The organism is Actinopolyspora sabaoui (genome assembly GCF_051225635.1).
Taxonomy (GTDB): domain Bacteria; phylum Actinomycetota; class Actinomycetes; order Mycobacteriales; family Pseudonocardiaceae; genus Actinopolyspora.
Map to the genome: position 1 here is coordinate 268,209 of NZ_JBMIHH010000005.1, position 14,662 is coordinate 282,870.

A 14,662-nucleotide genomic window follows, 5' to 3' on the forward strand; every position below is an offset into this window, starting at 1 on the left:
CCCTCATCCAGGGAACATGGCTCGGGGAAGCGCGAGCTCCAGCCCTTCTTCCGCGAGCACGATCTCGCCGGGGAACGCCTCGGCCGCCGCACTCCGGGACTCGCTCCTGTCGTTGCCCGGCCAGAAGTGGCTCAGCAGCAGTTTTCCCACTCCCGCCTCCCGAGCGACCCCGCCCGCCTCGGTGGACGTCAGATCCAGCCGTTCGGCGGTATCCGGAGCCGGGACACCCTCGCGTTGCTGCCGATCGGTGGCCTCGGTGATGAGCAGGTCGGCTTCCCGTGCCAGCTCGGTGATCTCCGGCGAGGGGCCTGTGTCACCGGTGTAGGCGAGCACGAACTCCTCGCAGCTGAGGCGCACTCCCGCGTTGGGGACGAAGTGGGGCAGGCTCCTGGACTCCAGCCGGAAGGGGCCCAGCGAGTATTCCTCGGCGGGCAGCGGGTGTGGTTCGAAGACCCGGTGCAGCGGTTCGGTGTCGTCTTCCTCGAACTCGCAGAGCCGTTCCCACACCCCTGCCGCCGCGTACAGCGGTATCGCCGCACCGCCGCGCTCACCGAACCAGCGGGCGCGGAACAGACCGTGCACATCAACCATGTGGTCCGGATGCCGGTGGGTGACGATTACGGCGTCCACACCGGACGCTGTCGTGTTTCCCAGCAGCCGCAACAACCCGGGCAGTGTTCCGTAACCCAGGTCCAGCACCACGCGGAAACCCGCGTGTTCCAACAGGAAGCCACTGCATGCCCGGCCCGGTTCCGGCCAGGCGCCGCAACTGCCGAGTACCACCAACCGCGATGTCACAGCTTCAACCTACTCCGCGACAGGCGAGTCCGAGCTGCTGGTTTTCGCCGGAAGTGATTCATCTGGAGAAATCGGATCCCGTGGGTCATGTTGGACACATGCGGATTCTCGTGCTTGGTGGAACGGTGTTCGTCTCCCACGCGATCGCGACCGAAGCGGTTCGGCGTGGCCACGAAGTCAGCTGTGCGGCTCGGGGAACCTCTGGAGCGGTGCCTCCCGGTGCCACCCTGCTCCCGGTGGATCGTGATGCGCCCGGTGAGATCGAGCGACTCGCGGGGAGCGGGTTCGACGCCGTGATCGACGTCGCCACCCACGATCTCGGCTGGGTACGGAACGCACTGCGGGCACTGGCCGAAACCGCCGGTCACTGGACCTTCGTCTCCACGATCAATGTTTATGCCGACACCGCGACGCGGTACCAGACGATCGATGCCCCACTGCTGGAACCGGTCACCGAACCCCAGCGATCGGCCGGAGCGCGACTCACCCCGGAAATCTACGGCGGTGTGAAGGTCGCCTCGGAACGGGCCGTGCGCGAGGTGGTCGGTGACCGGGCCCTGGTGGTGCGCCCGGGACTGATCACCGGTCCCGGTGACAACATGGATCGGTTCGGTTACTGGCCCGCACGCTTCGCGCGGGGCGGGCGAGTGGTCGTCCCGGGCGCTCCTGAGCAGCCGATCCAGCACCTCGACGTGCGTGATCTGGCCGAGTGGGTCGTGACCGCGGGAGAACTGGGGATCACCGGAACCCACGACGCCGTCGGGCCGATCCGCACGCTCGGTTCCGTGCTCGACGAGATCGCGGAGCTCGCCGGAACCGCCGATGTCCAACAGGTGCCGGTAACGCCGGAGAAGCTGCTCGAAGCGGGAATAGTGCACTGGGAGGGGCCGCGCTCACTGCCGCTCTGGGCGCCGAGTTCGCACTACGGCGTAGTCACGCACGACCCCGCACCGGCAGCGGCCGACGGGTTGCTGACCAGGCCACTGGCCGAGACGGTGCGGGCCGCGTTGGCCGAGGAACGCGCACGCGGACTGCATCGTCCGCGCAAGTCCGGTCTCACACCGGCGGTGGAGGCCGAACTGTTGTGCTGATCCGTTCTCTGACCGTCCTTGGTCTCGTCCGTGAACCGGCGAGGTGGGTTCTCCGGTGGAGGTGCTCCGGAGAACCCACCGCACGAAGGGCCTCGTCAGGCCGCCCGCGTGCGCCTCACCCGCAGCACGGTGGAGACGACCACCGCCACCAGCAGGATCGAGTAGATCCCCACGGCGAAGGGGCTGGCGAACAGCACTCCCACGTCTCCCTGGCTCATCGCCATCGCCCGCCGCAGCGAGGTCTCCGCGAGCGGCCCCAGGATCACGCCGATCAGCACCGGCGCCACCGGGAAGCCGTAGCGGCGCAGCAGGAAACCGAGCGCCCCCACCACGTAGAGCAGCAGCACGTCGAACAGCGAGGACCTCGCGGTGTAAACCCCGAGGGTGGCGAACACGACGATCCCGGCGTAGAGGTAGTTGCGCGGGATCCGCAGCAACTTCGCCCATACCGGTGCGAACGGCAGGTTCAACAGCAGCAGCATGACGCTGCCGATGAACAGGCTCGCCAGCAGCGCCCAGACCAGGTCGGCCTCCTGGGTGAACAGCAGCGGTCCCGGTCGCATGCCGTACTGCTGGAAGGCGCCGAGCATGATCGCCGCGGTGGCCGAGGTGGGCAGTCCCAGCCCCAGCAGCGGCACCAGCGAGGTGGCCGTGGTCGCGTTGTTGGCCGCCTCCGGGCCTGCCACGCCCTCGATGGCGCCCCGGCCGAACTCGTCGTCGCCGCGGCGGCGGGACAGTGTTTTCTCGGTGCCGTAGGACAGGAATGTCGGTATCTCCGCGCCACCCGCGGGGATCACGCCGAACGGGATACCCAGCGCGGTGCCACGCAGCCACGGCCGCCAGGATCTGCCCAGGTCCCGTTTGCTCAGCCACGGCCTGCCCGAGGCGACCGTCTCGGTGGCGGGTTTCCGCCGCGCGCGGGACGCCACGTACAGCACCTCACCGATCGCCAGCAGCCCCACCGTCACCACGATGATGCTGATCCCGTCCAGCAGTCGCGGGCTCCCCAGCGTGAACCGGACCGCACCGCTCTGCTCGTCGATTCCCACCATCGCCAGGGCCAGCCCGAGCCCGAGTCCGCTCAGCCCGCGCAGCACATCGCCGGCCACGACGGCCGAGGTCGCGAGGAAGGCCAGCACGGTCAGCGCGAAGTACTCGGGAGGCCCGAACCCGACGGCCAGGTCGACCATCAGCGGCGAGAAGAACACCACGAGCGTCACGGCAACGATGCTGGCCAGGAACGAACCGAGCACGGCCGTGGCCAGCGCCTGCGGTGCCCTGCGGTTCCTGGCCATCGGAAAGCCCTCGAACGCCGTGGCCATCGAGGAGCTCTGCCCCGGGGTGTTCAGCAGGATCGCGGTGGTCGCCCCACCGAACTGGCCTCCGAAGTAGACCCCGGCGAACATGATGAAGGCACCGGTGGGCTCCAGCTGGAACGTGACCGGCACCAGCAGGGCGATCGCCATGGCGGTGCCGAGTCCCGGCAGCACACCCACGACCGTTCCCAGCACCACACCGGCCAGGCACAGCAGCAGATTGACGGGAGTCAGCGCCGAGCCGAACCCGTCGAGCAGCAGCGACAGCGTTTCCATCACAGCACCTCCAGCAGCAGCCCGGAGGGCAGCGACAGGCCCAGCCCGGCCGAGAAGGCCAGCTGCACGGCGGACGAAACGATCACCGATATCCCCAGGTCACGAAGTTTGTGCTTGCTGCCCAGCGCGCAGGAGACACCCCAGAACAGCAGGGCTCCCGCCACGATCCATCCGGCGGTTCGCAGCAGCGCCAGATGCGCCACCAGGGTTCCGGCCGTCAGCAGCAGCGGTTTCCAGTCACTACCCGCTCCGGTCGCCTCGGCTGCCGCGGCGGGCTGTTCGTCAGTCACGGCGGGGCGATGCCCGGGCAGCGCCACCCGCACGGCCAGCGAAACGCCCAGCACCACCAGCAGCGCGCCGATCACCGCCGGGAAGAACCGGGGGCCGAGGAAGCTGACCGAGGAGGGCACGGCCATCATCGCGGTCCGCAGCAGCAGGAAACCGCCGATCGCGCCGACCAGCACGCCCACGAACAGTTCACTGCGTCCGGCCCAGAACGAACCGGAACCGCTCTCGCCGTCCCGCTGCCGCGAAGCGGTTCGTTGCACGAATGTGGTCATGACAGACCCAGCTCCTCGCTGATTCGCTTGATGCGCGCCGTCTCGGACTCCAGGAAGGACCGGAACTGTTCACCAGTCTGGAAAGTGTCCTTCCAGCCGTTGCGTTCCACCGCGTCCTGCCACTGCGCGCTTCCGTGCACCGTTGTGACGATCTTTTCCAGCTCCGCACGCTGGGCATCCGACAGCCCCGGCGGGGCGACGACTCCACGCCAGTTGGCCAGCGAGGCGTCCACGCCCTGCTCGACGAAGGTCGGAATGTCCACGCCCTCCAGGGGGCGTTTGGAGGAGACCCCGAGCGCACGCAGCTTGCCCGCTTCGATCTGCCCGGCGAACTCCGCGTAGCTGGAGACCCCGACGTCGAGTCCGCCGTCGAGCAGCCCAGTGACGACCTCACCGCCGCCCGCGTAGGCGATGTAGTTGAGTTCGGAGGTATCCACCCCGGCGGCGCGCAGCAGCATCCCCGCGAACAGGTGGTCCGTTCCACCCGCCGAACCGCCGCCGACGGCGACCGAGCGCGGGTCGTTCCGCCAGGCCGACATGAGGTCCTCCACCGTGCGGAACGGTGAGTCCTTCGGCACCACCACGACCTCGTAGTCGTCGGCCAGCCGCGCGATCGGGGTGACGTCGTCCAGCGTCGTGGCGGAGTCGGTGGTCTGGATGGAGCCGGTCATCACCGCCCCGCTCATCATCAGCTTGTTTCCCTTGCCGGACTGGTTCGCCAGCCGGGATAGCCCGATGGTGCCGCCCGCGCCGGGGACGTTGAGAACCTCGGTGGCGCGCGAGAGACCGTGGGCGTCCACCGAGCTCTGGATCTCCCTGGCCACGGTGTCCCAGCCCCCGCCCGGATCGGCGGGAGCCATCAGCTGCAACTTGTCCCGGGGATCTTTCCCACCGGAGGCCTTCGTGTGGGCGTCGGCCAGGCCCGCCCCCACGATGACCACGCCCAGGACCGCGGCGGTCAGGCGCAGGATCAGTCGTCCTGTCATGGTTTCTTCCCTGCGAAGTCCGGATCGTTCACGTCGACTCCGCGCCCCGCTGTTCCCGGTTCGTCGTGGCCGGAAGTGCCGGCGGCGAACGTTCACCGCGATACCGGCGGCACGACACCGTGAGATGAACAGCACGTTACGAGTCGTGGATCACAGGGTGTGGGTCACACCCGTTCGGTGGAAATGTGGTGTTCATAAACGCAGTAATGGTCGTTGTGGTCACGGTCGGACCGGATTTCCCGGCCACGTCCCCGGTGTGGTTTCCCGCCGCGCTGCGCTGCCGTTACCGTCGTACGGTCGTCGACAGCGGGAGGGGTGGACGTCATCGCCGAGGACAACACAGCGCGCACTCGCAGCCGCGCGCGCCGCTGGCCGCTGGCGGGCCAGTTCTTCGCGCTGCAGCTGGTGCTGGTCGTGCTCGCGCTCGTGGCCAGCGGGCTGTTCTGGTGGCGCAACACCCGCGCCGAGCTCGACGAGCAGTACGCGCAGCGCGTGCTGGCCATCGCCGAGTCGGTCGCCACGCTGCACACGGTGCGCGACGCCTTCGACGATCCGCACCCCGAGAACACCATCGCGCCACTGGCCGAACGAATCCGCCGCGCCACCGGCGCCTCCTTCATCGTGGTCGCCAACAGGCAGCAGATCCGCTACTCCCACCCCGAGCCCGAGCGCATCGGCCACCAGCTGTCCACCGATGCCGCCCCGGCGCTGGCGGGCAACGTATGGACCGGGATCCAGACCGGCACCACCGGACGCTCCATGCGTGCCAAGGTGCCGGTGCTCGACGAGTCGGGAACGGTGATCGGCGTCGTCTCCGTCGGTGTGCCCGTCTCGACTGTCAGCGAGGAGGTGTCGCAGAGCCTTCCCGAACTGCTGGGAACCGTGCTGACCCTGGTGGTGCTGGGCGGGCTCGGCACCTATCTCGTGTTCCGGAGGATGCGCCGGATGACCTTCGGCATGGCGGCCGATGAGATCGGCAGCCTGGTCGAGCACCGCATGGCCATGCTGCACGCCCTCAAGGAGGGTGTGGTCGCCTTCGACCCCTCCGGCAGGATCACCCTGGTCAACGACGAGGCGCACCGGCTGCTCGGGCTGCCCCCGGATGCCGAGGGCCGATACCTCGAAGAACTCGAACTGCCGGAGCGGTTGCACGAGGTGCTGGCCGGGCAGGCCGACGGCACCGATCAGATCGTGCTGCGGCGGGGCAGGGTGCTGGCGTTGAACCGTATGCCGGTCCGACTGGACAGCACCGAGGGCGGCTCGGTGGTCACGCTGCGCGACCGCACCCAGCTCGACCAGCTCGCCCAGGAACTCGACGGGGCACGGACCACCACCGACGCGCTGCGTGCCCAGGCGCACGAGTTCTCCAACCGCATCCACACCATTTCCGGGCTGCTCGAACTCGGCGAGTACGAGCAGGCACGCAGTTTCGTGGACGAGCTCAGCGCCTCCCACGGGCGCTTCACCGAGGATCTCACCACCCGCGTACGCGACGCCGCCGTCGCGGCCCTGCTGCTGGCGAAATCTGCTGCCGCCGCCGAGCGGGGCGCGGAGTTCGTGCTCGGCACCGACACCGACCTCGACGCCCTGCCCTCCACCACGGCCAGGGACGACCTGATACTGGTGGTGGGAAACCTCATCGACAACGCGTTGGACTCACTGGCGGGCTCCGGGCGGGTCCGGGTGTCGCTGCTGTCGGAGGAAATCAACGGGGCCGCGGTCACCCGCATCGAGGTCGGCGACTCCGGCGCGGGCATCGCCCCCGAACTGGCCGACGAGGTGTTCCGCGCGGGTTTCACCACCAAGGTGGCCCAGCAGGGCGGCACCGGCGGGCTGGGGTTGGCCCTGGTCCGACAGACCTGCCGCAACCGGGGAGGTTGGGTGCGTGCCGACAACGACGACGGCGCGGTCTTCACCGCGTTGCTGCCCGTGGTGGGCGACCCCGCCGAAACAGGGCCACCCGACGAGACGGGGGTACCCGACGTAACCCCTGAAAACCACTCGCGGCTGGCCCCGACCGGCCGGCAGTCCTCCCACCGGAGTTCCCGATGATCCGAGTTCTCGTGGTCGACGACGACGTCCGGGTCGCGGACAACCACCGCAAACTTGTCGAGAGCATGGCCGGATTCGAGGCGGCGGGCGTGGCACACACCGCCCACGAGGCACTGACCATGAGCGAACGGCTGCTTCCGGACCTGGTGCTGCTGGACCTGTACCTGCCGGACGAGTCCGGGGTGCGGGTGCTGCAGCGGCTGCGCGGCAACGCCCACCCGCTCGACGTGCTGGTGATCACCGCGGTGCGGGACGTGGAGACGGTCAAGGCCGCCATGCAGGGCGGGGCGGTGCACTACCTGCTCAAACCCTTCCCGTTCCGGGAGCTGCGGGAACGGCTGAACGGCTACGCCGAGGCCCAGCACGAACTCGACGCGGTCGACGAGGCCGAGCAGGCCGATGTGGACCGGGTCTACGGCAAGCTGCGCGCCGCCGAACCCCAGCACACCGTCCCCGAGGAGCTGCCCAAGGGGCTTTCCGCGGTCACCGCGCGCCTGGTGCTCGACACGCTGCGCTCGGCCGAGACCGACCTGTCCGCCTCCGAGGTCGCCAACAACGCGGGACTGTCCCGGGTGAGCGCCCGGCGCTACCTCGACCACTTCGCCACCACCGGCAGGATCACGCTGCACCTGCGGTACGGCTCGGCGGGCAGGCCCGAACACCGCTACCGGTGGGCGAGCGGGCGCGGCGCCCAGTGAACCTCCGGCGCTCCTGGAAGCTCCGTTGTTCCTGGAACTTCCGAGGTTTTCCGGCTCCTCCGGCGTCTTTCGGACACCCCCGCCCGGCAGCGGCGCCGCTCTGCCAGGATCGTCGGCATGACTTCGTCCGCCGCGACAGTCCGTCACCTGGCCGGAGCAGCCGAACTGTTCACAGTGGCCGGTACCGACACCTACACCCGCATGACCGTGGCCGAGGACGTGACCGGCTACGCCACCGACAAGGCGGTCGCCTGGTTCACCCGCATTCCGTGGCAGCCCGGTTCGCTCTCGCTGCGTGGTCGGCCGCGCGCGGCCATCGACCTGCTCGGTGAACTCCGAGCGGCCGGGCTGCTCGACTCGGTCGATTCGGTACGGCTGCCGCTGCTGTCGGGCGAGGACGAAGACGTGCGGCTGCCCGTCTCCCGACTGGAGGACTGGTATTTCCTCGCGGCCGAGGTCGCCCCCGAGCAGCGGCACGGCGAGGCGGCGGTCGAGGTGCTGCCGAGCGGGGAGAACGAGCGGGTCGAGCGGTTGCTGCGGGAGGGGCATCCGGCCACCTCGGCGAACCCTCGCGCCCCTGGGATTCGCCATTGGTTCGGTATCCGCGACGGTGACCGGCTCGTCGCTTGTGGTGCGGACCGGAGCATCAACGGGGTCGGTTTCCTCGCCAAGATCACCGTCGATCCCGCCTACGCCGGTCGCGGCTTGGGAAGCGACCTGACGACGGCGATGACCCGCGTGCTGCTGGAGGAGTTCGGCGAGGTCGCGCTGGGGGTGACCGTGGCCAACACTCGGGCGATCGAGGTTTACGAAAGGCTGGGCTATCGTCGGGTCGCCGACGTCAGCTCGGTGCGGCTTCTCGACTGAAGAGGTGGGCGGAGCCCCGGAACGGCTTTGGTTTTTTGCTCGGGGCGAGCGTTTTCCCAGGTTCGCAGCGAGATTCCTCGGAAGGGTCTGTCCCTTAGAACAGCCTGCCCGCCTCTTCGGCGGGCGGTTCCTCCAACCGCAGCAGAAAGCGCTTGCGGTCCAGCCCGCCGCCGAAGCCGGTCAGGCTGCCGTCGGCGCCGACCACGCGATGGCAGGGCACGATCACCGCGATCGGGTTGCGTCCGGTCGCCGTTCCCACAGCCCGGGACAGGCCCGGGTTGCCGAGTTCGCGGGCCAGTTCGCCGTAGCTGCGCGTCGCACCGTAGCCGATCGCGGCGATCAGCTGCCAGACCCGCTGTTCGAACTCGTCGCCGTGGAAAGCCAGCGGAACGTCGAACCGGGTGCGTTCTCCCGCGAAGTACTCGGCGAGCTGTTCCCTGGTGTATCGGAAGTCCCCGTCGGCGCGGGGGCCGAGCGTCGCCGCCGGGTTCTTGTGCTCCCGCCCCTCGAAGTGCAGCCCGATGAGCCGGTCGTCCTCGGCCACGACGGTCAGCTCACCCACCGGTGAGTCGATCACCGTGTGTCTCGTGCTCATGCCGTGGTCCTCGAAACCTTCCCCGCCGGTGTGTCCACCACGAGTGTAAGCGCGGCAGGTGCGTCGGTTTCCCGTAGTTCCGTTCGACGTGCTTTCGGATCGGTGCTTCGTCGGTCGGCAGCTCACCCGAGGGTGCTGTCCTCCGTTCGGTGGATAAAAGCTCTCACTATTCGCTATATATCGGTTTACAATATATGCTGTTCACATGACACGGCGAGCCATGTCCGAGCAGTCGTTCCTGGTGCTGACCGTGCTGGCCGATGGGCCCCTGCACGGTTACGGGATCGTGCGTGCGGTGAGCGAGCTCTCGCGGCAGCGAGTGGTGCTGCGGGTGGGCACCCTCTACGGGGTGATCGACCGGTTGTGTAGCGACGGCCTCGTGGAGCTCGACAGCGAGCAGGTCCACAACGGCCGGTTGCGCCGCTACTACCGCATCACCGACAACGGACTGACCACACTGGTCGGTGAGACCGCTCGTCGCTCCGATGCCGTGCGGGCGGCCACCGAGCGGTTGCGGACCCGGGGACTGCAACCGGAATCGGGTGGTACGGCATGACGCGACTGGAACAGCGCTACCGACATCTGCTGCGGCTGCTGCCGAGCTGGTACCGCGCCGATCGCGAGGAGGAGATGGTGGACGTCTTCCTGCTCGCCGACGCGGCGAGGCACAGCGGGGGAGCGGACGAGGAGCAGGACGACTGGGGCGGCGGTGACGGCTGGGACGAGGACCTGCGTGGTGAGTACGGTTGGCCCGATTGGCGCGAGTTCCTCGCCGTGGCGGGGCTCGCGGTCCGAACCCGCTTCGGTGGTATCGGCGCACCCAGTGCGGCTCGTAACCGGGGTGACACCGTTCGCACCATCGCGCTGCTCGGGCTGCTCGTTCGCGCTGTGCTGGCGCTCGTTTCCGTGGGCAGTCTGGTGCACGTCCAGCTTCGGGGCGGCGCGGCGTTCGCGGACCCGACCACGTTGATGTTCCCGCTCGGCGGATACGTCTTCCTGAGCTTGCTGCCCGGCCTGCTGTGGGTGCCCGCGTACCTGTCACTGGTTTTGGGGAAGCGCCGTACGGGCATGCTCTTCGCGGGTGCCGCGCTGCTGCCCTCGCTGCTTTCGGCGATCCGCCCGGACAACAGCCCGGCCACGGCCCTCACCAGTGTGCTCATGGGAGTCGGCAGCTGGCTGCCGGTCGCGTGCGTGTTCCTCGGGTTCCACCGCGACGCGCCCGAGCCCTCGCGAAAACCGTGGTTGTTCGCTCTGCCGGGCGCGGTGCTGGCCACCTTGGTCTTCATGCTGCTGGGATGGCTCGTTCCGCCGGTAGTGGTTGCCGGAGTAAAGGTCTGGGGCCTGCTACTCGCCGCCGGGTTCACTCTGGTCGCACGGCTTCGTTCCCCGGAACGGGTTCCGAACTCCTGGTCGGTCGCGCTGACCGTGATCGGCGCGCTGTTCCTGCTGGAACACGTGGCGCTGTTCGTCAGCTTCGGGATCCCGGAAGTGGTGCCGGTACTCTCGGTCCTCCTGCCCCCGGCGGTGCTTGCCCTCTGCTGCGGTGTCCTGGTGGTCATCGCCGCACGTTCACCACGTGGCGATCGTTCGGATGCGGTCGGTGCGAGCGAGCACTGACCGACTCCCGGCGGTAGATGCGTAGCGGATGTGCTCGGGTTCGGCGCCGGTCCGGGCGAATGGTCCACATTGGAAAGTCCGGCCGCTCACCGGAAAACCGGTCGCTTCCCTCTTACAGCCGTTCACCGGGCAACAGACTGAACATCACGCTGTCACGTCGTCCGCCCTGAAAGGGGAGGTAAGAGCGCAGTACTCCCTCGCGTGCGAAGCCGCAACGCTCGGCCACCCGCTGGGAGGCGATGTTGTCGGGAGCACAGGTCAGTTCCAAGCGTTCCAACTCCAGGTGGTCGAACACCCACCCCACCAGTAGGCGCAGTGTCCGCGTGGCCAGGCCGCGCCCTCGTGCGTGGGGTGCGAGCCAGTAACCGGCCGCCGCGCGCCCCTGGTCGAGGGCGACTTCGTAAACCGAGGCACCTCCCAGGACGAGATCGTGGTCGGTGGCCTCCACCACGGCGAAGTTGATCGCCTCCCCGCGGAGCCGCATCTTCTCGTGCTCCACCATGTCCTGCTGCACGTGTGCGATCGTGAACGGCTCCACGAGCGGCCAGGAGAAGTGCAGGCACAACGGGTCGGAGAAGCCCTCGAACCACTGCCGCGCGTCGGAGGTGGCCCAGCAGCGCAAAGCCACGGCCTCGTCGGAGAGCGGAGGTCCGGGAACGGTAACGCAGACATGCTCGTATGCTATACTGGGGGACAGCTCGGTTACGTCGATTTTTCGAAATCCGGACTATTGGAACTCAAGGGCGATTTAAACTTTCTTGTGCCGTGAATTTTAGCGTGTTGCCGTCAGTCTGTCCGCTATTGTCCGAATTGGCTTCTGATGGACATTAGAAGGTGGACTGTTGACTGCGCTTGTTCGGATCAGCGGCGTAACACATGCTTATCGGCGTCGTACGGCGTTGCGGGATGTGGATATCACGTTGCCCGCGGGTGTTACCGCGTTGTTGGGGCCCAATGGTGCGGGTAAGAGCACGTTGCTGAGTGTGCTCTCCACCGTGTTGTCGCCGCAGCAGGGTAGGATCGAGTTGAACGGTTTGGATCCGGTCCGGGATCGGCGACGATATCGTGAATCGTTGGGTTTTTGCCGCAGCACTTCGACGCGCCCGCGCAGTTGACCGCTGCGGAGTTTCTGACCCTGTCCGCTTGGTGGCGACGTGTGCCACGCGCGGAACGCGGTTCAGCGGTGCGGCGGGTGCTGGAATCCACCGGGCTGTGTGAACGCGCTTCGAGAGGTGATCACCTCCGTGGGGCAGCAGCAGGCGGTGCTGCTGAGCACGCATCTGACAGAAGACGTCGCGGCCGTGGCCGAGCGAGTGATCGTGCTCGACGCGGGGCAAGTGGTCAGTGATTCCTCGCTGGCCGATCTCACCGGCAAGGAAGAGAACACAGCCGCTGACCTGCCCATCCGGCAAGGGCATTCGGTCAGGGCCTGGCGAATTTGGTGGCCAGATGAACAGCCAATGCCCCGAATACACCAGCTGAGACGCGGTCCATCCACTTACGAACGCTGCGGCGTCGGCTCAAGAACTCCGACAGCTTTCCGGCGGTCAACCCGGTCATGCCGTCCAACGCCACGCCGACCAGGATGAATAGGCCTCCGAGGGCCAGTAGCTGAACGGACACCGGCCATGCGTACGACTGATTCGTGAACTGGGGCATGAACGCGAGGTAGAACAGGATGATCTTCGGGTTGGCGAGATTGGTCAGGACGGCCATGGTGTAGACGCGGCGCAGCGAGCGCGTTGGCGCGTTCACCTGCGGAGATTCGGCCTCGACGCCTGATGACCGGTATGCCTGAAAGGCAAGATACAGCAGGAAGAAGATCCCGAAGACTCGGATGACGTTCATCGCAGCGGGGGCTGCCTGCAACAGTGCGCTCAAGCCGAACACGGCAGCGAGCGTGTGAACTGCCATTCCCGTTGAGATACCGACTGCGGCGATCACCCCCGCACGTGCGCCCGAGGTCATACCGTTGGCCATTATGAAAAGCGTGTCGGGACCTGGCACCAGGCTGATGACCGTCACGACGCCGAGGAACGCCAGGAGTGCGCCGATCTCCACAAGGCCTCCAAAAGTTGGCTGAGAGCTCTACCGTAGGTCATTTCTGTCTCGCCTCGAGGCCAGTTCGACGAGGCAGGGGGCAACCGCTGTGGGGAGCGCGGCTCGTCCGCGAGCCTCGATGTCCACAGCAGGCGACAGCGATCGCTCGTCCCCACCGCCCCGAGCCTCCGCGTCGGCGCTCGTCGGAAGGTACTCGTGGGCTTCGTTTCTCTGGTATCCCAGGCAAGGTCCGCCCTTGATCCCGAGACCTATGACTACCCCGGGCACGCACTCGGGCAAGCCCACGCCGGGGTGTTGTGGGCTCGGTTTCGCACCTACCTGCTGCGTCACCTCGCCCGGCTGGTGAGGCTGCGGGTACGTGAGATCGGCGACCAGGTGCGCTCTTGTCGTACGCGATTCGCCGAGTACCGGAAACGCGGTGTGCTCCACACTCACACAGTGATCCGTCTCGACGATCCCGAGGCACGTCTGCTGGCCGGCGAATTGCGAGCGCTGTTCTCCGCGCGGATCGATCGACCATCGAGCGGGGGCGGGAGTTCCGTTAGGTGCAGAGACCCTGGTTGTCTGCGCGATGCTCTTGTGCGGCAACTGCGAACGGCTGGGGAGACCACCTGCTGGGTCACTTCGCACGGGCCAGGGGATTCGGGGTGTCGTCCTCGGTCTGGAACTCTCTGAAACCGAGTTTCGTGCACAGTGATGGTGGGATGAAGGCGAGGTCATCGGGATCCAGCACGGGCAGACTCCCACGCGTCTCGATGTGTTTCACCGATTCCTTGAGCAGATATCGCGCGATGCCGTGGTCGTGCTTGGCCGGTTTCACGAACAGTCGTCTGATCACCAGCAGCTCATCTACCTGCCGAGAAGTCTGGGCTGCGACGTCGCGGACCCAGCGGGCGTTGGGCGGTGGATGGATCTGGACGTGGCCCACCACGTTTCGGGTCGGGGCGACGCGCACCGGTGCCTGGTCGAACACCCAGGAGCACTCGGCGTCGACCTCCTGCAGCCAGTCTCGCGGTTGCCGTCTTCCGAGGACGTGGGCGTGGTCGTCCAATTCGTCCAGGAGCTCGCACAGCCGGTCGAGGTCTTCGTTTCTGCGCTCACGGATCATCGTGGTTCCAGAGTAGTGGTCGCGTCGGTGTCGAGGTCCTCATGTTTTCGGACGAAGTCCGGGGCAACACCAGGATTGCTTCGGTCAGGGGCCCTTGACCGAACCCACTCCACGCACTTCCTCCGGGGCACCGTGAAAAATCGGAGCAGCCCCTAACCGCCGGTTTCCGGGAACCTCCGCAACCCTCCAACTCCTCGGCGGTGAACACCCGCGTGGCCAATCAGCGCTTCCCGCCAGAGGTCGACGATTACCGGTTCACAAGCCTCGCGAGGCATGTCCGCCCGATATCCGACGAGTACTGAGGCATCCCACTCACCCGGCGATCCGGCGCCCCAACCTGTCCACGAGGTGCCGGTGAGCTGCCACGCGTGCGTGACCCGCCCGATCGCGCGGCAGCGCCGGACAGCAGGTAGTGGATCTGGCGGATCTGTGTGGCGCCCAACGGTTTGCCGTGGTGCTTGCGGCAGCGGTGCTCGCACTCGTCCGGCTTCCTGGCGCGGTGATCCCGGCACCGCCGTAGTTTCCGGAAGACGGTCGGTGACTCGGCGGCCAGAGCCCTGGCCGACCTGCAACGGGAAGACTGAGCAGAAGTGGGGTTAAAGTGGGGAGGGATCTTGACTCCGATCCGCCCCCACGT

General features: G+C 67.5%; 16 protein-coding genes. 8 read left to right on the forward strand and 8 right to left on the reverse strand.

Going from position 1 to position 14,662, the window contains the following annotated elements; all coding sequences use genetic code 11:
* Nucleotides 1-3: 3 nt before the first annotated feature.
* Nucleotides 4-798 carry an MBL fold metallo-hydrolase gene (locus ACOQFL_RS11250; protein ID WP_435544074.1) on the reverse strand — a complete coding sequence of 265 codons (795 nt, stop codon included), beginning with the start codon at nt 796-798 and terminating at the stop codon, nt 4-6.
* A 98-nt stretch (nt 799-896) separates the two neighbouring features.
* Here ACOQFL_RS11250 and ACOQFL_RS11255 point away from each other — a divergent pair, with 98 nt between their 5' ends.
* The gene (locus ACOQFL_RS11255) at nt 897-1,889 is read left to right on the forward strand and encodes an NAD-dependent epimerase/dehydratase family protein (RefSeq protein WP_435544075.1); all 993 of its coding nucleotides are present in this window, start codon (nt 897-899) and stop codon (nt 1,887-1,889) included.
* Nucleotides 1,890-1,984: 95 nt separating this feature from the next.
* On the opposite strand, the gene ACOQFL_RS11260 is transcribed toward ACOQFL_RS11255, so the two are convergent.
* Genes ACOQFL_RS11260 through ACOQFL_RS11270 form a run of 3 tightly spaced genes read right to left on the reverse strand, consistent with a single transcriptional unit; the run spans nt 1,985 to nt 5,027 of the window.
* The gene (locus ACOQFL_RS11260; RefSeq protein ID WP_435544076.1) at nt 1,985-3,481 is read right to left on the reverse strand and encodes a tripartite tricarboxylate transporter permease; all 1,497 of its coding nucleotides are present in this window, start codon (nt 3,479-3,481) and stop codon (nt 1,985-1,987) included.
* Nucleotides 3,481-4,041, reverse strand: a complete 561-nt coding sequence (locus tag ACOQFL_RS11265) for a tripartite tricarboxylate transporter TctB family protein (protein ID WP_435544077.1) — start codon at nt 4,039-4,041, stop codon at nt 3,481-3,483. The genes ACOQFL_RS11260 and ACOQFL_RS11265 overlap by 1 nt, the downstream gene beginning before the upstream one ends.
* Nucleotides 4,038-5,027, reverse strand: coding sequence for a Bug family tripartite tricarboxylate transporter substrate binding protein (locus tag ACOQFL_RS11270; protein ID WP_435544078.1), 990 nt, complete (start codon nt 5,025-5,027; stop codon nt 4,038-4,040). The genes ACOQFL_RS11265 and ACOQFL_RS11270 overlap by 4 nt, the downstream gene beginning before the upstream one ends.
* Nucleotides 5,028-5,342: 315 nt before the next feature.
* On the opposite strand from ACOQFL_RS11270, the gene ACOQFL_RS11275 reads away from it, so the two are divergent.
* From ACOQFL_RS11275 to ACOQFL_RS11285, 3 genes are all read left to right on the forward strand, one after another.
* Nucleotides 5,343-7,079, forward strand: a complete 1,737-nt coding sequence (locus ACOQFL_RS11275; protein ID WP_435544079.1) for an ATP-binding protein — start codon at nt 5,343-5,345, stop codon at nt 7,077-7,079.
* On the forward strand, nt 7,076-7,777 hold the full coding sequence (locus tag ACOQFL_RS11280) for a response regulator (RefSeq protein ID WP_435544080.1): 702 nt from the start codon (nt 7,076-7,078) through the stop codon (nt 7,775-7,777). The genes ACOQFL_RS11275 and ACOQFL_RS11280 overlap by 4 nt, the downstream gene beginning before the upstream one ends.
* Nucleotides 7,778-7,894: 117 nt before the next feature.
* Nucleotides 7,895-8,644 (forward strand): GNAT family N-acetyltransferase, encoded by a 750-nt coding sequence (locus tag ACOQFL_RS11285; protein WP_435544081.1) that lies wholly within the window; start codon nt 7,895-7,897, stop codon nt 8,642-8,644.
* Nucleotides 8,645-8,738: 94 nt separating this feature from the next.
* Here the strand turns inward: ACOQFL_RS11285 and ACOQFL_RS11290 are convergent, their stop codons facing one another.
* Complete coding sequence (locus ACOQFL_RS11290; RefSeq protein ID WP_435544082.1) at nt 8,739-9,239, reverse strand: methylated-DNA--[protein]-cysteine S-methyltransferase; 501 nt, start codon at nt 9,237-9,239, stop codon at nt 8,739-8,741.
* A gap of 205 nt (nt 9,240-9,444) precedes the next feature.
* Here ACOQFL_RS11290 and ACOQFL_RS11295 point away from each other — a divergent pair, with 205 nt between their 5' ends.
* The gene (locus ACOQFL_RS11295) at nt 9,445-9,795 is read left to right on the forward strand and encodes a PadR family transcriptional regulator (RefSeq protein WP_435544083.1); all 351 of its coding nucleotides are present in this window, start codon (nt 9,445-9,447) and stop codon (nt 9,793-9,795) included.
* The gene (locus ACOQFL_RS11300; RefSeq protein WP_435544084.1) at nt 9,792-10,856 is read left to right on the forward strand and encodes a hypothetical protein; all 1,065 of its coding nucleotides are present in this window, start codon (nt 9,792-9,794) and stop codon (nt 10,854-10,856) included. The genes ACOQFL_RS11295 and ACOQFL_RS11300 overlap by 4 nt, the downstream gene beginning before the upstream one ends.
* A gap of 112 nt (nt 10,857-10,968) precedes the next feature.
* Here ACOQFL_RS11300 and ACOQFL_RS11305 read toward each other — a convergent pair whose 3' ends face one another.
* A complete protein-coding gene (locus ACOQFL_RS11305) occupies nt 10,969-11,484 on the reverse strand; it encodes a GNAT family N-acetyltransferase (protein WP_435544085.1) in 516 nt (171 codons plus the stop codon).
* 280 nt (nt 11,485-11,764) lie between these two features.
* On the opposite strand from ACOQFL_RS11305, the gene ACOQFL_RS11310 reads away from it, so the two are divergent.
* The gene (locus tag ACOQFL_RS11310) at nt 11,765-11,971 is read left to right on the forward strand and encodes an ATP-binding cassette domain-containing protein (protein WP_435544284.1); all 207 of its coding nucleotides are present in this window, start codon (nt 11,765-11,767) and stop codon (nt 11,969-11,971) included.
* Between the two features lie 307 nt (nt 11,972-12,278).
* On the opposite strand, the gene ACOQFL_RS11315 is transcribed toward ACOQFL_RS11310, so the two are convergent.
* Nucleotides 12,279-12,917 (reverse strand): LysE family translocator, encoded by a 639-nt coding sequence (locus tag ACOQFL_RS11315; RefSeq protein ID WP_435544086.1) that lies wholly within the window; start codon nt 12,915-12,917, stop codon nt 12,279-12,281.
* A gap of 195 nt (nt 12,918-13,112) precedes the next feature.
* On the opposite strand from ACOQFL_RS11315, the gene ACOQFL_RS11320 reads away from it, so the two are divergent.
* Entirely contained in the window at nt 13,113-13,592 is a 480-nt protein-coding gene (locus ACOQFL_RS11320; protein WP_435544087.1) for a replication initiator, read from the forward strand.
* On the opposite strand, the gene ACOQFL_RS11325 is transcribed toward ACOQFL_RS11320, so the two are convergent.
* Nucleotides 13,537-14,025 carry a GNAT family N-acetyltransferase gene (locus ACOQFL_RS11325; RefSeq protein ID WP_435544088.1) on the reverse strand — a complete coding sequence of 163 codons (489 nt, stop codon included), beginning with the start codon at nt 14,023-14,025 and terminating at the stop codon, nt 13,537-13,539. The two genes, ACOQFL_RS11320 and ACOQFL_RS11325, sit on opposite strands and share 56 nt — an antisense overlap.
* Nucleotides 14,026-14,662: the final 637 nt, after the last annotated feature.